Source organism: Stenotrophomonas sp. LARHCG68, from assembly GCF_052871705.1.
In genome coordinates this window covers 479,234-504,698 of sequence record NZ_JBIXJV010000003.1, presented here as the reverse complement: position 1 = coordinate 504,698, position 25,465 = coordinate 479,234, and the positions used below count along the sequence as shown (strand labels likewise).

General features: G+C 67.0%; 28 protein-coding genes and 1 tRNA gene. 22 read left to right on the top strand and 7 right to left on the bottom strand.

Features of this window, described 5'->3' with window-relative positions; all coding sequences use genetic code 11:
• The first annotated feature begins 13 nt into the window (after positions 1-13).
• Entirely contained in the window at positions 14-1,858 is a 1,845-nt protein-coding gene (locus tag ACIPR8_RS13465; protein ID WP_446541414.1) for a glycosyltransferase family 39 protein, read from the top strand.
• A gap of 32 nt (positions 1,859-1,890) precedes the next feature.
• Here the strand turns inward: ACIPR8_RS13465 and ACIPR8_RS13460 are convergent, their stop codons facing one another.
• Positions 1,891-2,463 (bottom strand): Maf family protein, encoded by a 573-nt coding sequence (locus ACIPR8_RS13460; protein WP_446541354.1) that lies wholly within the window; start codon positions 2,461-2,463, stop codon positions 1,891-1,893.
• 115 nt (positions 2,464-2,578) lie between these two features.
• Between ACIPR8_RS13460 and ACIPR8_RS13455 the strand changes: the two genes are divergently transcribed.
• The 15 genes from ACIPR8_RS13455 (at position 2,579) to ACIPR8_RS13385 (ending at position 14,637) form a co-directional block, all read left to right on the top strand.
• Positions 2,579-3,088 carry a YceD family protein gene (locus ACIPR8_RS13455; RefSeq protein ID WP_313254264.1) on the top strand — a complete coding sequence of 170 codons (510 nt, stop codon included), beginning with the start codon at positions 2,579-2,581 and terminating at the stop codon, positions 3,086-3,088.
• A 104-nt stretch (positions 3,089-3,192) separates the two neighbouring features.
• The gene (gene rpmF / locus ACIPR8_RS13450) at positions 3,193-3,390 is read left to right on the top strand and encodes a 50S ribosomal protein L32 (RefSeq protein WP_132864798.1); all 198 of its coding nucleotides are present in this window, start codon (positions 3,193-3,195) and stop codon (positions 3,388-3,390) included.
• An 88-nt stretch (positions 3,391-3,478) separates the two neighbouring features.
• Entirely contained in the window at positions 3,479-4,444 is a 966-nt protein-coding gene (locus tag ACIPR8_RS13445) for a beta-ketoacyl-ACP synthase III (protein WP_132864797.1), read from the top strand.
• Between the two features lie 62 nt (positions 4,445-4,506).
• Positions 4,507-5,289, top strand: a complete 783-nt coding sequence (locus ACIPR8_RS13440; protein ID WP_132864796.1) for a serine/threonine protein phosphatase — start codon at positions 4,507-4,509, stop codon at positions 5,287-5,289.
• Between the two features lie 82 nt (positions 5,290-5,371).
• Complete coding sequence (fabD, locus tag ACIPR8_RS13435; protein WP_446541353.1) at positions 5,372-6,316, top strand: ACP S-malonyltransferase; 945 nt, start codon at positions 5,372-5,374, stop codon at positions 6,314-6,316.
• 89 nt (positions 6,317-6,405) lie between these two features.
• Entirely contained in the window at positions 6,406-7,149 is a 744-nt protein-coding gene (gene fabG / locus ACIPR8_RS13430; protein ID WP_132864794.1) for a 3-oxoacyl-ACP reductase FabG, read from the top strand.
• Positions 7,150-7,298: 149 nt separating this feature from the next.
• A complete protein-coding gene (acpP, locus tag ACIPR8_RS13425; protein WP_132864793.1) occupies positions 7,299-7,538 on the top strand; it encodes an acyl carrier protein in 240 nt (79 codons plus the stop codon).
• Positions 7,539-7,668: 130 nt separating this feature from the next.
• Positions 7,669-8,931: a beta-ketoacyl-ACP synthase II gene (gene fabF, locus ACIPR8_RS13420; protein WP_446541352.1), complete on the top strand. Its 1,263-nt coding sequence runs from the start codon at positions 7,669-7,671 to the stop codon at positions 8,929-8,931.
• Positions 8,932-9,084: 153 nt separating this feature from the next.
• Positions 9,085-10,440 carry an aminodeoxychorismate synthase component I gene (locus ACIPR8_RS13415; protein WP_446541351.1) on the top strand — a complete coding sequence of 452 codons (1,356 nt, stop codon included), beginning with the start codon at positions 9,085-9,087 and terminating at the stop codon, positions 10,438-10,440.
• A gap of 70 nt (positions 10,441-10,510) precedes the next feature.
• Positions 10,511-11,572: an endolytic transglycosylase MltG gene (mltG, locus tag ACIPR8_RS13410; protein WP_446541413.1), complete on the top strand. Its 1,062-nt coding sequence runs from the start codon at positions 10,511-10,513 to the stop codon at positions 11,570-11,572.
• A complete protein-coding gene (gene tmk / locus ACIPR8_RS13405; RefSeq protein ID WP_446541350.1) occupies positions 11,569-12,237 on the top strand; it encodes a dTMP kinase in 669 nt (222 codons plus the stop codon). The genes mltG and tmk overlap by 4 nt, the downstream gene beginning before the upstream one ends.
• Positions 12,230-13,189: a DNA polymerase III subunit delta' gene (locus tag ACIPR8_RS13400; protein WP_446541349.1), complete on the top strand. Its 960-nt coding sequence runs from the start codon at positions 12,230-12,232 to the stop codon at positions 13,187-13,189. Before tmk ends, ACIPR8_RS13400 begins: the two co-directional genes overlap by 8 nt.
• Positions 13,186-13,539 carry a PilZ domain-containing protein gene (locus ACIPR8_RS13395; protein ID WP_192286521.1) on the top strand — a complete coding sequence of 118 codons (354 nt, stop codon included), beginning with the start codon at positions 13,186-13,188 and terminating at the stop codon, positions 13,537-13,539. The genes ACIPR8_RS13400 and ACIPR8_RS13395 overlap by 4 nt, the downstream gene beginning before the upstream one ends.
• Before the next feature lie 63 nt (positions 13,540-13,602).
• Positions 13,603-13,677, top strand: a tRNA-Val gene (locus tag ACIPR8_RS13390).
• Between the two features lie 321 nt (positions 13,678-13,998).
• Entirely contained in the window at positions 13,999-14,637 is a 639-nt protein-coding gene (locus ACIPR8_RS13385) for a DUF6988 family protein (RefSeq protein WP_446541348.1), read from the top strand.
• Between the two features lie 166 nt (positions 14,638-14,803).
• Here ACIPR8_RS13385 and ACIPR8_RS13380 read toward each other — a convergent pair whose 3' ends face one another.
• Positions 14,804-14,971: a hypothetical protein gene (locus ACIPR8_RS13380; protein WP_446541347.1), complete on the bottom strand. Its 168-nt coding sequence runs from the start codon at positions 14,969-14,971 to the stop codon at positions 14,804-14,806.
• A 151-nt stretch (positions 14,972-15,122) separates the two neighbouring features.
• Between ACIPR8_RS13380 and ACIPR8_RS13375 the strand changes: the two genes are divergently transcribed.
• The 5 genes from ACIPR8_RS13375 to ACIPR8_RS13355 all read left to right on the top strand — a co-directional run bounded on the left by ACIPR8_RS13375 (position 15,123) and on the right by ACIPR8_RS13355 (position 20,067).
• Positions 15,123-15,542 carry a VOC family protein gene (locus ACIPR8_RS13375; RefSeq protein WP_446541346.1) on the top strand — a complete coding sequence of 140 codons (420 nt, stop codon included), beginning with the start codon at positions 15,123-15,125 and terminating at the stop codon, positions 15,540-15,542.
• A gap of 106 nt (positions 15,543-15,648) precedes the next feature.
• A complete protein-coding gene (locus ACIPR8_RS13370; RefSeq protein ID WP_446541345.1) occupies positions 15,649-16,074 on the top strand; it encodes a hypothetical protein in 426 nt (141 codons plus the stop codon).
• Between the two features lie 293 nt (positions 16,075-16,367).
• Entirely contained in the window at positions 16,368-16,787 is a 420-nt protein-coding gene (locus tag ACIPR8_RS13365; protein WP_446541344.1) for a GNAT family N-acetyltransferase, read from the top strand.
• A 305-nt stretch (positions 16,788-17,092) separates the two neighbouring features.
• On the top strand, positions 17,093-18,118 hold the full coding sequence (locus tag ACIPR8_RS13360; protein ID WP_446541343.1) for a lipoprotein N-acyltransferase Lnb domain-containing protein: 1,026 nt from the start codon (positions 17,093-17,095) through the stop codon (positions 18,116-18,118).
• Positions 18,115-20,067, top strand: coding sequence for an alpha/beta hydrolase (locus tag ACIPR8_RS13355; RefSeq protein ID WP_446541342.1), 1,953 nt, complete (start codon positions 18,115-18,117; stop codon positions 20,065-20,067). The genes ACIPR8_RS13360 and ACIPR8_RS13355 overlap by 4 nt, the downstream gene beginning before the upstream one ends.
• Before the next feature lie 66 nt (positions 20,068-20,133).
• Here the strand turns inward: ACIPR8_RS13355 and ACIPR8_RS13350 are convergent, their stop codons facing one another.
• The 5 genes from ACIPR8_RS13350 to ACIPR8_RS13330 form a co-directional block, all read right to left on the bottom strand.
• The gene (locus ACIPR8_RS13350; protein WP_132864781.1) at positions 20,134-20,541 is read right to left on the bottom strand and encodes a hypothetical protein; all 408 of its coding nucleotides are present in this window, start codon (positions 20,539-20,541) and stop codon (positions 20,134-20,136) included.
• Between the two features lie 73 nt (positions 20,542-20,614).
• Positions 20,615-21,988, bottom strand: coding sequence for a phosphatase domain-containing putative toxin (locus ACIPR8_RS13345; protein ID WP_446541341.1), 1,374 nt, complete (start codon positions 21,986-21,988; stop codon positions 20,615-20,617).
• 269 nt (positions 21,989-22,257) lie between these two features.
• A complete protein-coding gene (locus ACIPR8_RS13340) occupies positions 22,258-22,716 on the bottom strand; it encodes a DUF4426 domain-containing protein (protein WP_132864779.1) in 459 nt (152 codons plus the stop codon).
• A 25-nt stretch (positions 22,717-22,741) separates the two neighbouring features.
• Complete coding sequence (gene proC, locus ACIPR8_RS13335) at positions 22,742-23,587, bottom strand: pyrroline-5-carboxylate reductase (RefSeq protein ID WP_446541340.1); 846 nt, start codon at positions 23,585-23,587, stop codon at positions 22,742-22,744.
• 18 nt (positions 23,588-23,605) lie between these two features.
• Positions 23,606-24,268 carry a YggS family pyridoxal phosphate-dependent enzyme gene (locus tag ACIPR8_RS13330; protein WP_446541412.1) on the bottom strand — a complete coding sequence of 221 codons (663 nt, stop codon included), beginning with the start codon at positions 24,266-24,268 and terminating at the stop codon, positions 23,606-23,608.
• A gap of 97 nt (positions 24,269-24,365) precedes the next feature.
• Between ACIPR8_RS13330 and ACIPR8_RS13325 the strand changes: the two genes are divergently transcribed.
• Complete coding sequence (locus ACIPR8_RS13325) at positions 24,366-25,403, top strand: type IV pilus twitching motility protein PilT (RefSeq protein ID WP_132864776.1); 1,038 nt, start codon at positions 24,366-24,368, stop codon at positions 25,401-25,403.
• Positions 25,404-25,465 lie beyond the last annotated feature (62 nt).

Genomic DNA, 25,465 nt, shown 5'->3' with positions numbered 1-25,465 from the left:
AGTGTAAGTGCCTATCAGGGGGGAGCGCCGCGCCTACATCATGTTCCTGACGTTGTGGGTGTTGGCCACGGCGGTCAAGGTCCTGGTGGCGTCACGGTTGCCGTTGTTCGTCGACGAAGCGTTCTATTGGCAGGAAGGCCAGCATCTTGCGGCGGCCTATTCGGACCTGCCGGGGTTGACGGCCTGGCTGACGCGACTGGGCGTGGAAGTGGCCGGCGGGCATCGTCTCGGCGTGCGCCTGCCATTCCTGGCGCTGGGTGCATTGCTGCCGTGGATGGTGGCGTGGATCACCGGGCGTTGGTTCGGCGGGCGGATCGGCTGGCAGGCCGGTTGCCTGGCGTTGCTGATGCCGATGTCGGCCACGCTGGGCATCCTGGCGGTGCCGGATGTGCCGATGGCCATCGCGGCATTGCTCTGCCTCGGGGCGGGTGCGCGGCTGTTGCGCGGCGTGGATGCCGGCGGTGCGCTGCTGCTCGCGCTGGGCCTGGTGGTGGGGGCCCTGAGTCACTATCGGTTCCTCGGCGTGATCATCGTGGGATTCATTGCCCTGGTGCTGTTGCCGGAAGGGCGGCGTGTATTGCGTGATCCCCGGATCTGGATCGCGCTGGCCACCGGCATCGTGGCATGGCTGCCATTGATGGCGTGGAACCTGGAAAACCAGGATGCTGGCCTGAAGTTCCAGATCATCGAGCGCCACCCCTGGGTGTTCAGCAGCGAGGGTCTGCTGTTCCTGCTGATACAGCCGCTGATGGTCACGCCGGTGCTGTTCGTGGCCATGGTGATGGTGGGCATCAGCGGCGTACGCAAGGCTACGGGTGGGTTCCATCACGTGCAGTGGCGCTACTTCGCGTTGGTGGGCGCCGCCTCGACGGCGTTGATCTTCCTGCTGGGCTTCTTCACCGATGCCGAGCGGATCAGCTTCCATTGGCCGCTACCCGGATATCTGGCCCTGCTGGTCGGGGTGCCGGTGCTGCTGACGCATTGGCCGAAGGCGTGGCGGCGCGCGGTATGGGTGACGGCGGCGATCGGCCTGGTCATCGCGCTGGGGTATTACCTGGTCGTGTCCATGCCCGGCCTGCGCCAGGAGATGGCGGGTAGCAAGTACTACCCGCGCAATTTCGCCGGCTGGTCACCGCTGGCCGCGGCCGTGCGCGAAGAGTTGCAGCACATGCCGGCCGACACCACGGTCCTGGCCGGCAGTTTCAAGGTGGGTTCCGAGCTGGGGTTCGGCCTGGACGATCCGTCCATCCAGGTGCTGCCGCATCCGCTCAATGATCGTCATGGGCGTACCGCGCAGCTGGCCCTGTGGGGCCTGGTCAGCGATGGTCATCGCGACAACCCGCAGTTGCTGGTGCTGGCTCCCAGTGACCAGCGCTACCGCGACCTGCTGGCCCGCTATCACGCGGTCTGCGAACTGGTCGGGCCGCTGCCGCCGCCTCGGGTGGTGTCGTTGGACCATGGTTTCCAGCGGTTCCTGCTGTTCCGGCTACCGGCAACCCGCCAGGAGGGGCCGTGCGTCACCCCGGCGATGGCCTGGGTGGATGTACCGGCGGCCGGTGCGTCGGTCGCGCGCGGCGTGGTCGACGTGCAGGGGTGGGCATTCAAGGACGGTGTCGGGCTGGACCGCGTGGAGCTGCTGGTGGACGGGCACAGTGTCGGTGATGCCGTCTATGGACGGGTCTTCGACATCCGCCAGGCGTGGCCGGGTACGAATGACCCGCACCATCCGGCGGTGGGCTTCGACGCCAGGGTGGATACCCGCCCGCTGGCGCCGGGCCGGCATTGGCTGGGCATGCGCCTGCACGGCAAGGACGGCAGCGTCGAGGAATGGGCCGAACAGCCGTTCGTGGTGGAGTAGGGCGCTCTCCCGGGTGCTTGCGCTGCCGGCGATCAGGGCAGCGCGTAGCCGGCGCGCCGCAGCAGCTGTGACAGGGCGATCAGCGGCAGGCCGACCAGTGCGGTCGGGTCGCTGCAATGGATGGCCTCGAACAGGCTGATGCCCAATCCCTCGCACTTGAAGCTGCCGGCGCAGTCCAATGGTTGCTCGGCGTCGACGTAGCGGCGGATTTCCTCGCGGTTCAAGGCGCGGAACCGGACCCGGGTGACGTCCATGGCCTGTAGTTGCTCGCGGCCATTGTCCAGGCACAGCGCGGTATGGAAGCGCACCTCCTGGCCGGACATGGCGGCCAGTTGCGCGCAGGCGTCGTCGACGGCGCCTGGCTTGCCCAGCGGCGCCCCATTCAGTTCGGCGACCTGGTCCGAGCCGATCACCCAGTCGCCCGGGTGTCCGGCCGCCACGGCCTGCGCCTTGGCCGCCGCCAGACGGGCGGCCAGCGCAGCCGGTGCCTCCCCGGCCAGCGGGGTTTCATCCACCTGGGGGGCGATGGAGCTGAACGGCAGCCGCAGCCGGGACAGCAATTCGGCCCGGTAGCGGGAGGTGGAGGCGAGGATCAGGTCGGTCATGTGGGAAAATGGCGGATCCGGGCGTGGCAGTCTGCTGCGACCAGCCCGTGGTGACAATGATTCCTTGCCGCCGGGTTTGACAGCGGCGGGCCTGGTCCTTAACATTCTGCAGCTTATGTCCGCGAACGTGCCCGAATTGCTGGATGCTTGGCGGATGGTCGCAGCACGCAGGTGCTTCGACGGCCAGGTGCCCTTGTCCGATTTGCCCCGCCTGCAGGGCCTTGTTGCCGATGCCGAAGGGCAGTGCCATTACGCACTGGAATTTGGGCGCGACGAGGTGTTGAAGGTAGCCTATGTCGAGTTGACCATCGATACCGAGCTGCCGCTGATCTGTCAGCGCAGCATGCAGCGTTTCCTGCTGCCGGTGGCGATCCGCCAGCGACTGGGCCTGATCCGCGACGAGGAAGAGGAATCGGCGCTTCCGCCGGATTACGAAGCGCTGCTGGTGCCGGAAGATGGCAACCTGCAGCCGCTGGAACTGGTCGAGGATGAATTGGTGTTGGCGGTGCCGGTGGTGGCGCTGGCACCGGGGAGCGAGGCGGTCGAACGTGACTGGCCGGCGACCGAAGAGGAACAGAGCAAGGCCAATCCGTTCGCGGCATTGGCGGCGCTGAAGAAACAATAGCGGCCGGTTATCGTCGGCGGCTGCGGCGAAAGCGAGTAGTGCAGGACGCTGGCGTCCCGTGCAATTAAACGACGAAGCAAACGAACCGAGTTTGGAGCAATCCCATGGCTGTGCAGAAATCCCGTGTTACCCCGTCCCGCCGCGGCCAGCGTCGTGCGCACGACGCCCTGAGCGCCAAGCAGCTGTCCACCGACCCGACCACGGGTGAAGTGCACCTGCGCCACCACATCACCGCCGACGGTTTCTACCGTGGCAAGAAGGTGATCACGACCAAGTCGTCCTCGGTCGTCGAAGAAGATTGATTCGTGACTGCCGCCACGTACGCGTGGCGGCGGTTGCACCGATTCTTCCGGGGCCGCCTTCGGGCGGCTTCGCGCAACAGGAAACAGCATGAGCAAGCGGATCTACTCGAGGATCGCGGGCACTGGTAGTTACTTGCCCGAGAAAGTGTTGACCAATGACGATCTGACCAAGATCGTGGACACGACCGATGAGTGGATTCAGTCGCGAACGGGTATCCGTGAGCGACATATCGCTGCCGAAGGCGAAACCACCAGCGATCTCGGCTATCACGCCGCGGTGCGTGCGCTGGAGGCGGCCGGCATCGAGGCTTCGCAGCTGGACATGATCGTCGTGGGGACCACCACGCCGGACATCATTTTCCCGTCCACCGCCTGTCTGATCCAGGCGCGCCTCGGCGCGGCCGGCTCGGCGGCGTTTGACGTCAATGCGGCATGTTCGGGCTTCCTGTTTGCCCTGAGCGTGGCCGATAAATTCATCCGCAGCGGCGACGCCAGGCATGTGCTGGTGATCGGTGCGGAAACCCTGACCCGCATCGTCGACTGGAACGACCGCACCACCTGCGTGTTGTTCGGCGATGGCGCGGGCGCCGTCGTGCTCAAGGCCGACGAAGACACCGGCATTCTCAGCACCCACCTGCATGCCGACGGCAGCAAGAAGGAGCTGCTGTGGAACCCGATCGGCGTGTCGGTCGGCCTGGACAAGCCCGGCAAGATCAACATGAAGGGCAACGACGTGTTCAAGTACGCCGTCAAGGCGCTGGACTCGGTCGTCGATGAAACCCTGCAGGCCAACGGCCTGGACAAGTCCGACCTGGACTGGCTGATCCCGCACCAGGCCAACCTGCGCATCATCGAAGCCACGGCCAGGCGCCTGGACATGTCGATGGACCAGGTGGTGGTGACCGTGGACAAGCATGGCAACACCTCGGCCGGCTCGGTGCCGCTGGCACTGGATGCGGCGATCCGCTCCGGCCGGGTCGAGCGTGGCCAGCTGCTGCTGCTGGAGGCCTTCGGCGGCGGCTTCACCTGGGGTTCGGCGTTGCTGCGTTACTGATCACGGTTTGCGTGCCGGCCGCGGCGTGAGGCGGCGGCACGGGTGATCCGGGAGGTTGCGTCATGGCAGAAGCCATTCTTATCGAGGGCCAGCGTGCGTGGCTCAAGTACTACGGTGAAGGCAGCCGGGCATTCGCCCTTGGCCTGCTGAACCTTGTCGCCCATCGTTTCGGCATGGACGCGTTGCGGCCGCCGCCGCACCGGGGTGGCGAGCAGGCGCGTGACATCGAGGCGCGCCGCCTGGCCGAGTTGCGCGAGCAGGGGGTGAACGTCCCGGCCGTCATCGGCGAGGGACGGGCGGCCCTGTTGCTGGAGCATACCGGCGACTCCTTCAACCAATGCATGCGCGATGCCGATGATGCCGGCCGCGACCGGCTGGTGAAGGCCGCCATGGCCACCCTTGCCGACGCGCATGCGCGCGGGGCCTACCTGGGCCAGCCGCTGCCGCGCAACATGACCTGGGACGGCGAGAACGTCGGTTTCCTCGATTTCGAGGAGGACCCGCTGGAAGTGATGGACCTGCCCACGGCGCAGGCGCGCGACTGGCTGATGTTCGGCTACGGAGTGGCCAAGTACTACGACCACCGCGGCGAGGTCCTGCAGGACCTGCTGATCGAGGCGATGGAGCGGGCGCAGGGGCCGGTGGTCGAGCAGGCCAACGAGGTGACCACGCGGCTGCAGTCACTGGCGCGCCTGTTGAAGCGGGCGGGCCGGTCCGGCCGGGTGCTGGCGCAGGCCATTTTCGCCCTGCACGCGGCCACTTCGCTGGGCCTGGTGCTGCTGACGGTGGTCTGCGTGGACTGGCTGATCGACGGCCAGGTCGACCTGCTGGGCATGCTCGGCTGAGCACCCTGCATACGCTTCAGTACAGACGAGCGGGCAGGTTCGCGCTTATGATGCCCCGCTTCGAAGTGCAGCAGATGACCGCGTGACTGATTCCCGACTCGCTTTCGTGTTCCCCGGCCAGGGCTCCCAGTCCCTGGGCATGTTGGCCGAACTGGCTGAATTGCACCCGCACATCCGCGAAACCTTCGCCGAGGCGTCCGATGGCGCCGGCGTGGACCTGTGGGCGTTGTCGCAGGGCGGCCCGGAAGAGCAGCTCAACCGCACCGAGTTCACCCAGCCGGCACTGCTGGCGGCGAGCATCGCGGTGTGGCGCCTGTGGAACGCACAGGGCGGTGCCAAGCCGGCCGTGCTGGCCGGGCACAGCCTGGGGGAATACACCGCGCTGGTCGCTGCCGGTGCCTTGTCGCTGCGTGAAGGCGCACACCTGGTGCGTCTGCGCGGCCAGCTGATGCAGGACGCGGCCCCGGCCGGCGTCGGCGCCATGGCGGCCGTGCTCGGTGCCGAGGACGCTATGGTGCTGGAGGTCTGCGCCGAAGCGGCGGGCAGCCAGGTCGTGGTGCCGGCCAATTTCAATTCCCCGGGCCAGATCGTCATTGGTGGCGATGCCGACGCGGTCGACCGCGCGCTGGCGCTGCTGGCCGAGAAGGGCGTGCGCAAGGCGGTGAAACTGGCCGTCAGCGTGCCCTCGCACACCCCCTTGATGCGCGAAGCCGCCAACCGCCTGGCCGAAGTGATGGCCGGGCTGGACTGGCGCGCGCCGCAGCTGCCGGTGGTGCAGAACGTCGATGCCAAGGTGCATGACGGCGTGGATGCCATCCGCCAGGCGCTGGTGCAGCAGCTGTACCAGCCGGTGCAGTGGACCGGTTGCGTGCAGGCGCTGGCCGCCCGTGGCATGAGCCGCGTGGCCGAGTGCGGCCCGGGCAAGGTGCTGACCGGCCTGGTCAAGCGCATCGACAAGACCATCGAAGGCCGCTCGCTGGCGACCCCGGCCGATTTCGCCGGTGCGCTGGAAGAGTGGGCCAACTGATCCCATGGGCATGAGGGCGGGCGCAACCTGCGTCCGGCCGTGAACGGCTGCCGCCACCGCGGCGCCGCCTGAAAGAAGAGAGAAACCGCATGAGCAAGCCATTGCAGGGTGAAATCGCGCTCGTCACCGGCGCCAGCCGCGGCATCGGTGCCGCCATCGCCGACGAACTGGCCGCCCAGGGCGCCACCGTCATCGGCACCGCCACCACCGAGTCCGGCGCCGCCGCCATCGGCGAACGCCTGGCCGCGCAGGGCGGCCACGGCCGCGCCCTGAACGTGACCGAGCCCGGCGCGGTGGACGCGCTGATCGAGGCGGTCAGCAAGGAGTTCGGCGCCATCACCATCCTGGTGAACAACGCCGGCATCACCCGCGACAACCTGCTGATGCGCATGAAGGACGAGGACTGGCAGGCCATCCTCGACACCAACCTGACCAGCGTCTACCGCACCTCCAAGGCGGTGATGCGCGGCATGATGAAGGCGCGCAAGGGCCGCATCATCAACATCGCCTCGGTGATCGGCGTGACCGGCAATGCCGGCCAGGCCAACTACGCCGCGGCCAAGGCCGGCATCATTGCCTTCTCCAAGTCGCTGGCCAAGGAAATCGGCAGCCGTGGTGTGACCGTGAACGTGGTCGCCCCGGGCTTCATCGATACCGACATGACCAAGGACCTGCCCGAGGATGCCAAGGCGGCGATGCTCGGCCAGGTCGCGCTGGGCCGCCTCGGCGAGCCGGCGGACATCGCCAAGGCGGTGGGCTTCCTGGCCGGCCCGTCGGCCAGCTACATCACCGGCGAAACCCTCCACGTCAACGGCGGGCTGTACATGCCGTAAGCGTGTGGTGCAGGGACTGCACCCAAGTGGTTGATCGCCGGGGTTTTTTGCCAGAATGCATCGGCCCGGCGCTTTCCACTACACTATCCCACGGCCATCACCACGTGGTGGCGTCTTTTGAACCACTACTCCATCTGGAGCGATATCCAATGAGCACCATCGAAGAACGCGTCAAGAAGATTGTTGTCGAGCAGCTTGGCGTCAAGGAAGAAGAAGTCACCAACAGCGCATCGTTCGTCGATGACCTGGGTGCAGACTCGCTGGACACCGTCGAGCTGGTGATGGCGCTGGAAGAAGAGTTCGAGTGCGAAATCCCGGACGAAGAAGCCGAGAAGATCGGTACCGTCCAGGCTGCCATCGACTACGTCAAGGCGCACGTCAAGGCGTAATTCGCGCCTGACAGAACGCGGCCGGCATGAACTTCCGCCCGCGTTGCAAATCCATGGGGCCGCGGATGCGGCCCTGTGCTTTTCACCGCTTCAACCCCCGCCCCCGTGAACGGGGCCAGGAGAATCCGCAATGAGTCGTCGCGTCGTCGTTACCGGCATGGGCATGGTGTCGCCGCTGGGCAATGATCTGGCCAGCAGCTGGGAAGGCATCATCAATGGCCGCTCGGGCATTGGCCCGCTGACGAACGTTGCAGATGCCTATCTGGAACGTTTCACCACCAAGATCGCAGGTGAGGTCAAGGATTTCGACATCACCGCCGACAACCCGTTGTTCGGCAAGTTCAGGGTCAGTGGCAAGGATGCCAAGAAGATGGACCCGTTCATCCACTACGGCCTGGGTGCCGCCTTCATGGCGCTGCATGACTCGGGCCTGGAAATCACCGAGGCCAATGCCGAGCGCATCGGCGCCATCGTCGGCGCCGGCATCGGTGGCCTGCTGGGCATCGAGGAACAGACCATCGAGTTCCACGAGGGCAAGAAGATCTCGCCCTTCTACGTGCCCAAGACCATCATCAACATGCTGCCGGGCCAGCTGAGCATCATCACCGGCCTGAAGGGGCCGTCGTTCTCGGCGGTGTCGGCCTGTGCCACGTCCAACCATTCCATCGGCACGGCGATGCGCATGATCCAGTACGGCGATGCCGACGTGATGGTCGCCGGTGGCGCCGAGCGGGGGTCCTCGCCGACCGCCCTGGGCGGCTTCTGCGCGATGAAGGCCATGTCCACCCGCAACGACACGCCGGAAAAGGCCTCGCGCCCGTGGGACAAGGAACGCGACGGCTTCGTGCTGGGTGACGGTGCCGGCATCCTGATCCTGGAAGAGTACGAGCACGCCAAGGCGCGCGGTGCACGCATCTACTGCGAGCTGGCTGGCTTCGGCGCAAGCTCCGACGCGTACCACATGACTGCGCCGAGCGAGAACGGCGAAGGCGCCGCCCGCTGCATGGTTGCGGCGATGAAGGACGCCGGCGTCACCCCGGAGCAGGTGGGCTACCTCAACGCGCACGGCACCTCCACGCCGCTGGGCGACCTGGGCGAGACCATGGCGATGAAGACCGCCTTCGGCGAGCATGCCTACAAGCTGCTGGTCAGCTCCACCAAGTCGATGACCGGCCACCTGCTCGGCGCGGCCGGCGGCGTGGAAGCCATCTTCTCGGTGATGGCGCTGGAGACCGGCATCATCCCGCCGACCATCAACCTGGACGAGCCGGGCGAAGGTTGCGACCTGGACTACGTGCCGAACGTGGCCCGCAAGGCACAGGTGGACGTGGTGATGTCCAACGGCTTCGGCTTCGGCGGCACCAACGGCACGCTGGTGTTCAAGCGCATCTAAGCTTTAAGCCCCTCTCCCGCAAGCGGGAGAGAGGTTGGGGTGAGGGCGTCTTTTTTAAGGGCTTTAGCAGCTCCCCCTCATCCGCCCTCCGGGCACCTTCTCCTGCAGACGGGAGAAGGGAATAGCCTGCATTTCTGACATTTCGGGCCCACGATGCACATCCTCCCCCTGCACGCCGACACCGACCTGCTGGGGCTGCATCGGCTCGCGCCGCATCGCTATCCCGTCCTGCTCGAATCCACCGCTGCCGGCAAGCAGGGCCAGTGGGACATGCTGCTGATCGCCGACGGCGGGCAGCTGCGGCTGGAGGCCGATGGCCAGGTGCATCGTGAAGACGGCAGCGTGCTGGCCGGCACCTTCCTCGACGTCCTTGACCAGCACTGGCAGGCACTGCGCACCGCGCGCGCGCCGTTGTTCGCTGAATTCCCGTTCCGCGGCGGCTGGGCGCTGCTGCTGGATTACGAACTGGCCGGGCAGGTCGAGCCGATCCTGAACCTGCCGGCGCGCGCCGATGGCCTGCCGTCCGCCGTGGCCCTGCGTTGCCCCGCCGCGATCCTGCGCGAGCGCGACAGCGGGCGCTGCGTGGCGGTGGCCGAGGACGACCATGCCGGGCTGCTGGCCGACCTGCAGCAGCACCTGCAGGACGTCACCGCGCTGGCGCCGCTGCCGCGCTGGCAGGCACCGGCGGACATCACAGAAGACGCCGGCCAGCGTTTCACCGATGGCGTGCGCCGGGTGATTGATTACCTGCATGCCGGTGACGTGTTCCAGGTGAACCTGTCGCGGCGATGGCAGGCGCACTTCGACGCGGCACTGCCGCCGGAGGCGCTGTATGCGCGCCTGCGCACCGCCAACCCGGCGCCATTCGCCGGCCTGTTCGTCGCCGCCGGGCGGGCGGTGGTCAGCTCCTCGCCGGAGCGCCTGGTATCGGTGAGCGGTGACGTGGTGCAGACCCGGCCGATCGCCGGCACCCGCCCGCGGTTCGCCGGGGACGACGATGCCGCGCGCATCCAGGAGCTGGTCGGCCACCCGAAGGAACGTGCCGAACACGTGATGCTGATCGACCTGGAGCGCAACGACCTGGGCCGCATCGCCGCGGCCGGCAGCGTCGAGGTCGATGAACTGATGACGGTGGAGAGCTACGCCCATGTCCACCACATCGTCAGCAACGTGCGCGCCCGCCTGCGTCCGGAGGTGACGCCGGGCGAGGTGATCGCCGCCACTTTCCCGGGCGGCACCATCACCGGTTGCCCGAAGGTGCGCTGCATGGAAATCATCGCCGAGCTGGAACAGACCGCGCGCGGGGCCTATACCGGTGCCTTCGGCTGGCTGAACCGGGACGGCGACATGGACCTGAACATCCTGATCCGCACCGCCGAGGTGCAGGGCGCGGCGGCGACGTTCCGCACCGGCGCCGGCATCGTGGTCGATTCGGACCCGGCCAAGGAGCTGGACGAGACCCGGGCCAAGGCACGCGGCCTGCTGCGGGCGCTGGATCCGGTCGAATGAAGGCTGCCTTTGGCCGGCGTTGCCGGCCACGCGGTATCCTGCGCACCGGATTGAATTGATCGGGGTGACCATGGCGGGTGCCAAGCGCGGATGTCTGGCAGTGCTGGCGGTGGTGGTATTGCTGGTGGCACTGGCCGGCGCTGCGGGTGTAGCGCTGGTGTGGGTGCGGCAGGTGGATTTCGCCGTGACCCCGCTGACCCCGAGCCAGCCCAGCGTGGTGGTCGCTTCCGGCGATTCGTTCAGTACCGTGCTCGGCAAGCTGCGCGCGGCCGGCATCGACGAAGGCCATGACCTGCAATGGCAGTGGCTGGCGCGGGAGCTGGATGCGGCCGGCAAGATCAAGGTCGGCGAGTACGCACTGGAACCGGCACCCACCCCGGAGGCCCTGCTGCGCAACATGCGCCAGGGCAAGGTGCTGCAGTACCGGGTGACCATCGTCGAGGGTTGGAACATCCGCCAGCTGCGCGCCGCGCTCAACCGCGCCGACCCGCTGCGGCACACCACCACCGAGATGAGCGACAGCGAGCTGATGGCGGCGCTGGGCTTCCCGGACCAGCACCCGGAAGGGCGCTTCCTGCCGGAAACCTACGTCTACCAGCGCGGTGATACCGACGTGGACGTGCTCCAGCGCGCCCATGCCGCGATGGAGAAGGAACTGGCCGCGGCCTGGGCCGACCGTGTCGATGACCTGCCGCTCAGCTCGCCGTACGAGCTGCTGACGCTGGCATCGATCATCGAGAAGGAAACCGGCCTGGCCAGCGAGCGCCCGCAGATTGCCGGGGTGTTCGCCCGTCGCCTGAAGATGGGCATGCGCCTGCAGACCGACCCGAGCGTGATCTACGGCATCGGCAGCGCCTATGACGGCAACATCCGCAAGGTGCACCTGACCACCGACACGCCCTACAACACCTACACGCGCGCCGGCCTGACGCCGACGCCGATCGCGATGCCGGGCCGTGATGCCCTGCACGCCGCCGCCCGGCCGGCGGCAGGGGATGCGCTGTACTTCGTCGCCGTGGGCGACGGCAGTGGCGCGCATGCGTTCTCGGCCACCTATGCCGAACACAACGCCGCGGTCGCACGCTACCTGCAGCGGCTGCGCGGGAAGAACAACGAGGCAGTACAACAATGAACCAAGCGTTGCTCCGGCATCCGCGTTTCGTCAGCCTGGAAGGCGGCGAGGGTGCCGGCAAGACCACGGCGATCAACGCCATCCGCGACCTGCTGCGGGCACAGGGCCATGAAGTGGTGTTGACCCGCGAGCCGGGCGGCACGCCGTTGGCCGAGCGCATCCGCGGGCTGGTGCTGACGCCGGATGCGGAGATCGCCGGCGAGCCGCTATCGCCGGAAGCCGAGCTGCTGCTGGTGTTCGCCGCGCGCGCCCAGCATGTGCGGCAGGTGATCCGGCCAGCCCTGCAGCGCGGCGCGTTCGTGGTCAGCGACCGCTTCACCGATTCCAGCTACGCCTACCAGGGCGCCGGCCGCGGCCTGGACCCGCAGTGGATCGCCGACCTGGAAAAGCGCGCCGTTGGCCTGCAGCCGGGGCTGACCCTGCTGCTGGACGTGGACGTGGCCGTCGGCCGCGCCCGCGCCAATGGCCGCGACCTGTGGCCGGACCGCATCGAGACCGAGCAGGACGACTTCTTCCAGCGCGTGCGTGCGCAGTTCCGCCAGCGCGCCCAGAACGACCCGCAGCGTTTCAGCCTGATCGACGCCAGCCAGGACCAGGCCGCCGTCGCCGCCCAGGTGCGCGGCGCGGTCAGCCACTGGCTTGAACAGGAGCGCGTGCATGAGTGAGCCCTTCGCCCCCTGGCAGCAACGCGCCTATGACCAGACCGTGGCCGCGCTCGACGCCGGGCGGCTGGGCCACGGCCTGCTGATGTGCGGGCCGGCGGGCATGGGCAAGCGCGCGGTGGCCTTGAAGCTGGCCGAGCACGTGCTTGGGCATGGCGTCGATGCCGCCGCCCGGCAGCGCAATGCCCAGCTGATCGCCGCCGGCACCCATCCGGACCTGCAGCTGACCTCGTTCATCCCGAACAAGACCGGCGACAAGCTGCGCACCGAGATCGTCATCGAGCAGATCCGCGAGATCTCGCAGAAGCTGGCGCTGACCCCGCAGTACGGGGTGGCGCAGGTGGTGATCGTCGATCCGGCCGATGCAATCAACCGCGCCGCCTGCAACGCCCTGCTCAAGACGCTGGAAGAACCGGCGCCCGGCCGTTACCTGTGGCTGGTGAGCGCCGACCCAGCACGGCTGCCGCAGACCATCCGCAGCCGCTGCCAGCGGCTGGAGTTCCGCCTGCCGCCGCGCGAGGAAGCGCTGGCCTGGCTGCAGGCGCGCGGCTACACCGAGGGCGTCTCGCGCGAGGCGCTGGAAGCCGCGCGCGGCCACCCGGCGCTGGCCGACCGGTGGCTGCAGGGCGAGGGCATGGCCCTGCGCCGGCAGGTGGCCAGCGAGCTGGAGCAGCTGTCGTTGGGCAAGCTGGGCAGCGTCGAACTGGCCCAGCGCTGGACCGGCGACGAGCACGCCGACCTGCGCCTGCGCCATGCCGCCGACCTGGCCCTGAAGAAGGCTGCCGACGGCTTGACCGATCCGGCGCGATTGAACAAGCTGGCCGCCTGGTTTGATGCGGCCAACCGCACCCGCGACCTGCTGCGCACCACGGTGCGCGCCGACCTCGCCGTGGTAGAGCTGCTGCTGGCGTGGAACGCGGCCAACCAGATGCAATCCAAGGGGACCAATCGATGAGTGCGATGAACGCACGCCAGGGCATCCTGTCGCTGGCAGTGAAGGACAAGGCCGCGCTGTACAGCGCCTACATGCCGTTCGTGAAGAACGGCGGCGTGTTCGTGCCCACGCCCAAGCGCTATTTCCTGGGCGATGAAGTGTTCCTGCTGCTGACCCTGCCGGACTCCAGCGAGCGCCTGCCGGTGGCCGGCAAGGTGGTCTGGGTGACCCCGCTGGGCGCGCAGGGCAACCGCCAGGCCGGCATCGGCGTGCAGCTGGCCGACGGCGTGGACGGTGAGGGCATCCGCAACAAGATCGAGACGCTGCTGGCCGGCACCTCGGGCTCGGACAAGCCCACGCAGACGATGTGAAGATTGTTTGTGAAAACCGTTGACGTGCTCGCTCAAGCCCCTATAATGAGCGGCTCGCAACACGGGCGGTTAGCTCAGCGGTAGAGCATTGCCTTCACACGGCAAGGGTCACAGGTTCGATCCCTGTACCGCCCACCAAGCGAATAGAAGAAGCTGGCCCAGTGCCGGCTTTTTTGTTGCCCGGGATCTACGATACAAGATCGGAGCCAGTGCTCTGCTGGGTGTTGTCGATGTAGAGCGCGACTTCGGGCTATCGGTGAGGGTTGGGTTCCGCACGTCTTCTGGGGAGTGCGGGCTTGCTGCTACCTAATCGTCGCGTCCGTATTCGTCGCGCGACGAAAACCGCGGCGGCAGAGCAGAGTTCTTCCACAACCTGACTTTGACCGCTGTTCTTGGTGAATGTCTGCGAATAGAACTTTGGCATTAGAACTTCCTGCGGGTACTACTTAGGTAGCTAGCGTGATCAAAGACATTGCCGTGCTGCTTGATAGGTCTGACACCTTTCACAATGCGCTGCGCATCGTATTGCAAGGTGAAGCAGAGCGCGCTATTCCACCCAGTGCGCGCAACAATGCTGCATTCTCCTATGGACGCATTGCGTTAGAGCATGGTTCTGCTTTTCAGCACCTCTTATCCGTTGACAATCCAACGTCAGCTTTGGCGCTTGTGCGTTTGCAATATGAGGCCGTGCTGCGAGGGTCATGGGTGTTCTACGCTGCGCCCGATAAATGGATTGATTCGTTCGGGTCACAGCCGGGTAGCAATTCTCGGAAAGAGCCGGCTGAGTTTCCCAATGTCCACAAAATGCTTGAGGAACTGGCCGCGTCGCCTGCGGAGCGCGTGCTTGCACAATCGCTGTCGGCGTTGAAAGAGCGAGCGTGGGATGCTCTGAATTCATATACGCATGGTGGTTTGAGGCTTATGGTCAGATCGCTTGACGGCTTTGAACCTGAGTTGTTGGCTTGGATGCTCAGAACAACAAACTCGCTCTCCTACATTGCCGCGCAGTTGCTTGCCCACGTCGCCAACGAACCAGTTAGGAGCAACCAGCTTCTAGCGACACGCAATGCGATGTCAGATTGCATGCACCAAGCCTAGAATAGGAAAGGCCCCGGCAGCGCCTTGGCAACGTTGCGAAACTTCTGTCCATCTTGACCGTGACCAATTTTGGCTAGACGCGGTTTCGCGATTTCCTATGTCGCTTCCGCTGCCGGGGTTTTGTTCACGGGGGCACTCGCCAGCCGATCCCCTTCTACATCGTGCGCTATTCGCCGTTGCGCGCCACCTTCAACTCCGGCGGCGCTTTGGTCGCGAATTTGTGACGACCACGCGCAATGACTGCCGCGTTGTCATTATTCGTCTGTTTCTTGCCAACTTCGCCGACGCGGACGTGCTGATATGGAAGAATCTTGAATGCCGCGTCCGCGCGCATGTAATGACCTGCCGGTATCTGCTCGAGTCCCTGCGAACGACGCAGGCTGCTCGGTGTGCTGGAGAGGGTTGAGGACGTTGGACAGAACTATGTCTTGCTGAATGACGTTCCGAACTGGAACCGTGCAGAATGGCCCCCACAGGAGCCTTCCATGCCAAACCCCTTTGTCGTGCAGCGAATCGATCACGTGGTGTTCCGGGTGGGTGACCTGGAGCGGAGCATTGGTTTCTACGGGGCCGTACTCGGCTGCGAGGTTGTCCGGCGGCGTGAGCATCTGGGGCTTGTTCACCTGCGTGCCGGTGCGTCGATGATCGACCTGGTGAGCCTGGACGGTCCGCTGGGGTCGCGCGGTGGCGCGGCGGCCGGGAAGGAGGGGCGGAATGTCGATCATCTTTGCCTGCGCATCGAGCCGTTCGATGAGGCCCGTCTTGTCGCTCACCTTGAACAGCACGGCGTCTCGGCGGTGGGCAAGGCCGAGGTCAATTTCGGTGCCGAGGGCGATGGCCTTTCGCTGTACTTCCTCGACCCGGACGGGAACACGATCGAGCTGAAGGGGCCGTCGGAAAACTGAGGGGCGATTTGTTTCCGGGAACAGGGGTCAGAGCCAGGTTCATGTTGGCAAAGGCGCCTGTACCGGGGTCTGATTGCGGCAATGGTTCATGAAGGGATGCGACTGCGTGAAAACCCCCGGCCAACTGATGGCCATTTCAATCAAGAACGTCCTGCTGCCCGCATTGCGCCAACTCGGCTTCGGCGGCAGCGGCGTGGCTCACTTCGTTCGCGCCAGTGACGCTCACCGCGACTTCCTGTCGATCCAGTACTGGACGTATGGCGGCAGCTTCATCCTGGAGTTCAGCCGCGTTCCCGCCGCTTGGGTTGATCCGGAGTCCGGCGAAGCGCCGAAGAGGGTATTCGAGACGGACCCGCTGTCGAGAAAGCGCCTGATCGATACCGAGCAGCACAAGGATTTCCGCGGCTTCAGCTTCAAGGCTTTCGGCAGTGAGCAAAGCCAGTACGACCAGTTGGCGGCCTCCGTTGTGGCGTTGTTGCCGCAGATCGAGGCGTGGCTGGAGGACGGGATCCAAGGGCCGAATATCCACTGAAATGCGGCGTCACCCTGCTGGTCTGCGGCGGACTGTCGTGTTGAAACCGCCTGGCCAGCGTCGGCGGGTGGCGTAGCCGGTAAGCGCAGGGGCGCCATGACGCATGCGGGTGCGAGGCACCCACTCTGACTTGCAGGCCGCGTGCTCGGAACGTCGAGCGTCCGGGTGCCGTGCGTTCCCTCGAACGAGTGGCGCTGGGCGCTCAGCTTGGCGCCCCACCGGCGTCACATCGACTTCAGGCGCCAGTCGGCGTCTACTTGCAGCCCCGTATTCCCCCATCGCGAGTGCAATGAATGAATCCTTCGGCTTCCTATTCCTGCCTGCTGCAGACGCCTTCGGTGCAGACGTACCGCGCGCTTCGGGTGGGTGCCGGGTTGAGTGCCAAGAGCGATGCGGCGGCCGAGCGCGGCTTGCCCAATACCTTGTTCGCGGTACAGGTGCTGCACGGCGATGAGGTGATCGGGATGGGGCGGGTAATCGGTGATGGCGGCTGTTTCTACCAGGTGGTGGATATCGCGGTGCTGCCCGCGCACCAGGGGCAGGGGCTGGGCAAGCGGATCATGGGCGAGATCATGAAGTACGTCGAAGCCGAGGTGCCGGCCAGTGGCTATGTCAGCTTGATCGCAGATGGGCAGGCGCAGGACCTGTATGCGCAGTTCGGGTTTGTCCTCACCGCCCCGCGTTCGGTGGGAATGGCGTACCTGCGGCGCTAACCGGGGCGAGGTGCGTGGCGGGATTGCCGGTCCCGGTGCGCCGGGTTTATCCGGGCTGCGCTGCGAGGGGAATGGCCGTTGTTTCGTCCCGGCCTCCGGGTCAGGGACGCCGGTTCCCGTTCGGCGGGCAGGGCCCTGGGCGGTTTCACTCGGCTTTCCGCATTCAGCAGGCTATCTTTACGCCCGCCCGCGAGGGGCCGGTGTCCCTGGCCTGGCGGGCAGGGTATTCCAGGGCGGTGGGTAGCCGCCGATAGCCAGTGCACGGTCGTGCGGAGGTGGGTGTGGTCCAGGAAGGGAAGCAGCGCATGCGCCGCGTGTTGGGTGGTGTGGGCGGAGCGATGTTGGCGCTGTGTTGCCTGTTGGTGGGTATCTGGGGCGGCTTCGCGCTGTGGTACCAGTTCCCCGGGAGCGTGGTGGCGCGGGTAGTGGCGATCCTGGTGTGGTGCGTGCCCAGCGTATGGGCGGTGCGCGCCGGTTTTTCGCCCCGGCGGCGCTGGCATTCGCTGGCGGTGTTCGGCGGGGTGTTCGCGCTGATGCTGGCGTGGTGGTCGACCATCACCCCGCAGCAGGATCGTGACTGGGCCGACGACGTGGCCCAGCCGCTGCACGCGCGCATCGAGGGCGATCGGCTGGTGATCGACAACGTGCGCGACTTCCAGTGGCGCAGCAAGACCGATTACGACGTGCGCTGGGAGCGGCGCGAGTACGACCTGTCGCAGGTGCAGTCGGTGGACATGATCCTGTCCTACTGGATGGGCCCGGCCATCGCCCACACGCTGGTGTCCTTCGGCTTCGCCGATGGCCGGCAGCTGGTGTTCTCGCTGGAGATCCGCAAGGAGCAGGGGGAGTCGTTCTCGGCGCTGGGCGGGTTCTTCCGCAAGTTCGAGGCGGTGCTGGTGGCCTCGGACGAGCGCGACATCGTGCAGGTGCGCAGCAACGTGCGCGGCGAGGATGTCTACCTGTACCGGTTGCAGGGGCTGACACCGGAGAAGATGCGCGAGCTGCTGCGCTTCTACGTGGAGCGCGGGCAGGCGCTGGAGCAGGCCCCGGCGTTCTACAACACGCTTACCAGCAACTGCACCACGGTGGTGTTCGAGCTGATGCGCCGCATCGTGCCGGGCCTGCCGCTGGATTACCGCTTGTTGGCCTCCGGCTACCTGGCCGAATATGCGCAGGATGTCGGCGGGCTGACCCCGGGTGTTCCCTACGAGCACCTGCACCGGCTTGGCCGCATCACCCAGCGGGCACGCCAGGCCGATGATGGCCCCGATTTCTCGGCACGGATACGCCAGGGCGTACCCGGTATCTCCCCCCAAGGAAACGTTCCATGAGTCCCACTGCGCAAGCATGGATGCGCCGGCTGCTGCCGGTGATGGCGGTCGCGGCGCTGCTGCTGTCCAGCGGCTGCGCGATGGTGAAGATGAAGTCGGTCACCGCCACCGACCACGTGGCACTCAAGCGCGGTGACATCCTGACCGACGGCAAGCTCAGCGCGCTGTCGCAGGAAGCGCTGTCGGTGATCGGCCTGACCGCCAGTGCCTGCGGCAAGGACCTGCCGGCCTGCCGGCAGACCGTGGCGACCATCGACGGGCTGCAGACCGAGCAACGGCTCTCGACGCTGGCCGAGCTGTGGATGCAGGAGGCGCTGGCGGTCACGCCCAAGTCCAAGCCCGGGCAGCCGCCGGAGCTGTCGCCCGCGGCACTGGATGCCTGGCTGGAAACGGCGCGCTATTCCTATGCGTACCTGTTCTTCAGCGGCCGCACGCCGGCGCAACGGGCACTGGAAGACCGCCTCACCCAGGTGCGTGACTACTACAACTACGCCACCGAGCAGGCCTCGTCGGTGGTGTTCCAGCGCAGCAAGGCGCGGGCGCTGGAAGGCGAGGACCTGACCAAGCCGGTGCAGGTGGACCGCTGGACCATCCGCAGCGAGTTCGACCAGCTCAACCTGACCGGCATCCCCAGCCAGCTGGTGGCCGCCTCGTCGGTGAGCTTTGCCGGCCTGCGCAGTTCCTACCGTCGCGACGGTTTCGGCGCCGAGCTGGTGGTGGTGCTGGAGAAAGCGCCGCTGGCGGTGCCGGTGGAAGGCGAGGGCGGGCCGACCCTGCCGGTGTTCAGCGAGATGCCGGCGATCAACGCGACCACGCTGCTGTACTTTAGCGGTGACACGCTGGAGGAAGTACTGGCCACACGCGACATCCGCCTGGAGGCGTACTCGCCCGACCTCACCAGCACCATCATGCTGCGCGGCCAGGAAGTGCCGCTGGCGGCGAACTTCACCGCCGCCTACGGCGTGTGGCTTGCCCAATCGGGGTTCGCCACCGAGTCGTTGCGCACGCTGTTTGGACGCGGCGAGGGCATCCGCGAGCCGCATATCTACCTGATGCAGCCGTACGACCCGAACCGCCGCATCATCTTCATGCTGCACGGGTTGGCCAGCAGCCCGGAGGCCTGGGTGAACCTGGCCAACGAGATCATGGGCGACCCGGAGATGCGGCGGCACTACCAGGTGTGGTCGGTGTACTACCCGACCAACGCACCGATTGCGTTGAACCGGTACACGGTGAGCAACGCGTTCAACCAGACCTTGAAGCACTTCGACCCCAACGGCACCGCGCCGGCCACGCATGACATGGTGTTCATCGGCCACAGCATGGGCGGGGTGATCGCGCGGCTGATGCTCAGCAGTTCCGGCGATGTGCTGTGGAACGACGCGGTGCAGCGCTTCAAGCTGGAGGGCGAGCGGCTGACGCGGGTGCAGGGCCGGCTCGGGCCGCTGCTGAACTTCACCCCGCAGCCGAACGTGGAGCGGGCGATCTTCATCGCGTCCCCGCACAAGGGCACCGATGCGGCGGGCAACAGATTGGGGCGGATGATCGGCCGGCTGGTCCGGTTGCCGTTCACCATCCTGGGCAAGTTCGGCGAAGTGTTCCTGGAGCTGCAGGAGCCCGGCGAGGCCGGCAAGAAGCCGAAGGAACCGCAGGTCGGCAACAGCATCGAGAACCTCAAGGCCAGCGACCCCTTCATCCAGAAGTCGGCGGACCTGCCGATCGCGCCGGGCCTGAAGTACCACTCGATCATCGCCCAGCGCAAAGCCGACGTGCCCACCGCGCAGTCCGATGACGGGCTGGTGCCGTACTGGAGCGCGCACCTGGACGGCGCGCTGTCGGAGAAGGTGGTGATCTCCGGCCACAGCGTGCAGGAAACCCCGGAGGCGGTGCTGGAAGTACGGCGCATCCTGCGCGAGGACCTGCGCGAGGTGGACGGCGTGCAGCACTGAGCGCGCCACCTCCGGCATCAACGAACAAGGCCACCGCGAGGTGGCCTTGTTCGTTGCGCAAGCGGGTCAGATGGCCGCTTCGATGCCCGGCATCGCAAGCCGCGAGCGGGTCAGTGCCATGCCCAGGTTGGCGGTGCGGCGGCAGACGAACACCATCACGTAGTCCGGGTAGCGCTTGCCGCGCATGAAGATGTGGATCAGGTTCTCGCTGTTGACGATGATTTCCTGGAAGTAATGCGCGCCTTCCTGCTCCTGCAGGCCGCGGGCGCGGCGGAACATCTGCTCGATGCTGCGGATGTTCGGGCCCTGGTACAGGTCGGCGGTGGCGGCGGCGACCAGGTCCAGCACTTCGCGCGGATGCGAATCGACGGTACGGACCGAGAGCAGCATGCCGGAGCTGATGTCGACGTAACCGGCGGCCACGCATTCGGGAACGGAGGCAACGGCCTGTTGCAGGGTGGTATCGAGGGACATGGGGGTGGTTCCTTGAGGGGGAGGCAAACGCAATGCGCGCGGGCCGGGGAGGCCCGCGTGCGGAAAGGGAGGGTCAGCAGGCGCGGATCAGCAGGTTTTCTTCGAGGGCGTGCAGCAGGTCTTCCTGCTCGCGCGATTGCACGAAGCCCGGTTCCAGGGTGCGCAGGCGGCGCAGCGCTTCGTCGGCGGTGAGCCCTTCGCGGACCAGCCATGCCGCCAGCACCATGCCGGTGCGGCCGAGCCCGGCCAGGCAATGCACGGCGACGACTTCGCCCTCGCGCAGCATCACCTCGATCTTGGCCAGCAGCAGCTTGGCCCACAGCAGCGGCGGCGCGCCGCGGTCGGCGATGCCCAGGTGGTAGCTGCGCAGGCCGTGCGGGGCCAGCAGCGCGTCGGGCATCGGGTTTTCGGTCAGGTTGACCAGCACGGTGACGCCCATGCCGCGCAGCAGGGCCAGGTCGTGGTCGGCTGCGAATACCACGCCCGGCATCGGGCAACCGGCGAGCTTGCCGGGTACCAGCCAATGGAAGCCATTGGGGCCACGGCGCGACGGCGTCGCCGGCAGGCTGACCGGTTGCACGACGGGTGCCGGAGCGGGTGGCGGCGCAACCTCCGCTGAGGGAGCGACCTGCAGCGGGGCAGGGGGGGGCACGTTGTCGGCCAGTTCCTCGGCGCGCGCGTCCGGCGCCGGCACATGGCAGCTGCCGGTGCGCAGGAACTGCGCCAGTACCGGGTGCTGCATGGCGTTGCTGAAGAAGGCGGCCGTGTCGGCATCCACCTGCACGTGGCCGCCGGCCAGCAGGATCACCCGCGAGGCGATGCGACGGGCCTGGCCCTGGTGGTGCAGGGTGACCAGGCAGGCATGGTCACGGCCCAGGCGCTCGATCAGGCCGAGCACGACCTCGGCTTCGTGTGGCTCCAGCTCGCTGGTGGGCTCGTCGATCAGCAGCAGCGGACTGCCGCTGAAGGCCGCGCGGACGATGGCCAACTGGCGGGCAAGCACGCGCGGCAGGTCGATGACCCTGTGCGACAGGTGCTCGACCAAGGCGTCGGCGGCCAGTGCCTGCAGGCGCGCGACGATGTCCTCGCGCAGGATGTGCTGGCTGCCCCCGGGATGCTGGCGCAGCGCGGCGGCCAGGTTTTCCTGCACGCTGAAGCCCAGTTCGCGTGGCTGCTGGTGGACCAGCACCGGCGGCCGTTGCGCGGCCTCCAGCGGTGCGCCGTTGAACAGCAGCCGCCCCCAGCGTTCGCCGTGGGCGTTGTGCTGGCCCGACAGCGCCTGCAGCAGCGAGGACTTGCCGGTGCCTCCGGGACCCATCAGCACCACGATGCCGGGGCGGTCCAAGGTCAGGTCGAGGTGGGCCAGCACCGTACGGCGGCCACGGCTCATGCCCCAGCCTTCCAGCTGCAGCAACGAGGGGACAGCAGTTTGAACAGGGGAGGTCATGGAACCTTGTCCGACGCAGACCGCATCCGGCGGGCGCGGGCGGAAGAGGGAAAGGCGGGCAGTATGGTTTGCCTCAAATCCCTGTCAATTTGACTTTGTGTTGACGCGCATCAACATCCGTGAATAGGGAGGGGGCGCCGGGTGTTGTCCGAAAGCCCTGCTATCCAATTGATGTGGAAGGGAAAAGGTGGCTGGCCGATAGGTCATGGCCTTGTCCTGCCAATGTCATCCGGCCGGCCCCGACGTCACATTTCCGGTTTCGGCCGGATTCAGAAATTTCGCGCGAAACGCACCGTCCCCTGCGCGGTTGGCGCAGCCACCTGCAGTTCCAGCCGCAGCTGGTCGCGGGGATGGGCATCGAGCACGCCGATCAGGTCGGTATAGGGGCCGGTCCGGACTTCACGCAGCAGCACCTGCTGGCGTTGGCCGGACAGGTCGGTCGCGGTGGCTTGCACGCTGCCGCCGGCCGGCAGCTCCTCGCCGTTGCTGAGCTGGCGCAGCGCGACCACCAGCAGGGCACGGTCGGCTTCGCGGTTGACGCCGTAGCTGCGGGCGACCGCCTCGTTCATGGCCAGCGTGGGCAGCAGGTTGTAGTGCACGCGCAGGCTGCCCAGGTCGGCATGCCCCGGTTGTGGCTGCACCGGCGAGGCCGGGCGCGGGGTTTCCTGCGCCGAGCAGGCGGCCAATGACAGCACGGCGGACAACAGCAGCAGCGGGAACCGGGACATGCGGACCTCCGGGTGGGCGGTGGGGTCAGTCGTTGGCGGCGGAGAGCTCGCGGCCACGTCGGGTGGCCGCGTCGATGGCGCGGGCGGTCAGTGCTTCGAAGCCGCCGGCCTGGAAGGTCTCGATGGCGGCCTGGGTGGTGCCTCCCGGCGAGGTGACGCGGCGGCGCAGCTCGGCCGGCGCCTCGCCGGCTTCGGTGAGCATGCGCGCGGCACCGAGCACGGTATCCAGCACCAGCGTGCGCGCGGCCTCGGCGGGCAGGCCCTGTTCGAGCGCGGCCGCCTCCATCGCCTCGGCCAGCAGGAACACATAGGCCGGACCGCTGCCGGACACGGCGGTCACCGCATCCATCCTGGCTTCCTCGTCGATCCACACCGTGCGCCCGGCGCTGGCCAGTACCTGTTCGGCCTGCGCGTGCTGGCTGGCCGAGACGCGTGCGTTGGCGAACAGCCCGGTCACGCCGGCACCGAGCAGGGCCGGGGTGTTGGGCATGGCGCGTACGACCGCCTGGTCGCCGCCCAGCCAGCGGTCCAGCTGCCCGGCGGTGATGCCGGCGGCAATCGAGACCACCACCGGCTGCCGTGCCGCCGCGTGGGCGGCCAGCTCGCCGCAGACCGCGCGCATCACCTGCGGCTTGACCGCCATCAACCACAGCCCGGCCTGGCCGGCGGCACCGGCGGCGTCCTCGTGGACATTCACGCCGAAGTCCTGCTGCAGTGCCTCGCGCAGCGCCTGCACCGGCTCGGCGACGTGGATGCGGGTGGCCGGCATGCCGCGCCGGACCAGCCCGGCGATCAGGCTGCGGGCCATGTTGCCGCCGCCCACGAAGGCGATGTCGGTGTCGGGAAGGGCGGCGTGCGGCGTGCTGGTCATCGTGGAATCTCGGTTGGATCAGGGAGTCGGGCGTTGGCCGAACAGCGCGGTACCCACCCGCACCATGGTCGAACCGGCGGCGATGGCCTCGGCGAAATCGCTGCTCATGCCCATCGACAGAGTATCCACGTGGGCATGGCGGGCGGCCAGCGCGTCGAACAGGCCGCGCATGCGGGTGAAGGCGGCCTGGCGCCTGTCGTGCTCGGGGAACGGGGCCGGGATGGCCATCAGGCCGCGCAGGCGCAGCCGCGCGTGCGCGGCGATGGCCTCGGCCAGCGCCGGGACCTGTGCCGGCTGGCAGCCGTGCTTGCTGTCCTCGTCGTCGATGTTCACCTGGATCAGCACATTCAGCGGCGGCAGCGCCGGCGGCCGGTGCCGTGCCAGGGCCTCGACCAGCTTGGGCCGGTCCACGGTCTGCACCCAGTGGAAGCTGCGCGCGGCCACCTCGGCCTTGTTCGACTGCAGGTGGCCGATCAGGTGCCATTCCAGCGCCAGCGCGGCCAGCTCCTGGATCTTGGTGGCCGCTTCCTGCACGTAGTTTTCACCGAACGCGCGCTGACCTTGTGCGGCCAGCGCGGCGATCGCCGCGGCCGGCTGCAGCTTGGAAACGGCCAGCAGGCGGACCGGCTGGCCAGGCCGGGAAACAGCGTCGATCTGCTGCTGGAGTGAGGCCAGGGACACGGTTTGCAAAGACATCAACCTCTTACGCGGGAAGGCTATACTGCCCGCCAGGGGAAACACCTTCCAGATACTCGCAACGCAGGGGACATAGCGGCGTATGGATATCGCTGAACTTTTGGCGTTCTCGGTCAAGAACAAGGCCTCGGACCTCCATCTCTCGGCCGGCTTGCCGCCGATGATCCGTGTCGACGGTGACGTCCGTCGCATCAACATTCCCGCGCTGGACCACAAGCAGGTGCACGCGCTGGTCTACGACATCATGTCGGACAAGCAGCGGCGCGACTTCGAAGAGTTCCTCGAGGTCGACTTCTCCTTCGAGATCCCGTCGCTGGCGCGCTTCCGCGTCAATGCCTTCAACCAGAACCGCGGCGCCGGTGCGGTGTTCCGTACCATTCCCTCCGAAGTGCTCACGCTGGAAGACCTTGGCTGCCCGCCGATCTTCCGCCAGCTGATCGAGCAGCCGCAGGGCCTGATCCTGGTGACCGGGCCGACCGGCTCGGGCAAGTCGACCACGCTGGCGGCGATGATCGACCACATCAACAAGAACGAATACGGCCACATCCTCACCGTCGAGGACCCGATCGAATTCGTGCACACCTCGCAGAAGTGCCTGATCAACCAGCGCGAAGTGCACCGCGACACGCACGGCTTCAACGAGGCCCTGCGCTCGGCGCTGCGTGAAGACCCGGACATCATCCTGGTCGGCGAATTGCGTGACCTGGAAACCATCCGCCTGGCGCTGACCGCCGCGGAAACCGGCCACCTGGTGTTCGGCACCCTGCACACCAGCTCGGCGGCCAAGACCATCGACCGTATCATCGACGTGTTCCCGGCCGGCGAGAAGCCGATGGTGCGCTCGATGCTGTCCGAATCGCTGCGCGCGGTGATCTCGCAAGCGCTGTTGAAGAAGGTGGGCGGCGGCCGTATCGCCTCGCACGAAATCATGGTGGCCACCCCGGCCATCCGCAACCTGATCCGCGAAGACAAGGTGGCGCAGATGTATTCGTCCATCCAGACCGGTCAGCAGGTGGGCATGCAGACCCTGGACCAGAACCTGCAGGACCTGGTCAAGCGCAGCCTGATCACCCGCAATCAGGCCAAGGAATACGCCAAGGACAAGCGGCTGTTCGAGTAAGCAGGCAAGGCGGGGCAGGGGCCCGGCAACGGTGCATGGCACCGGCCGCAACCTGCCTCCAG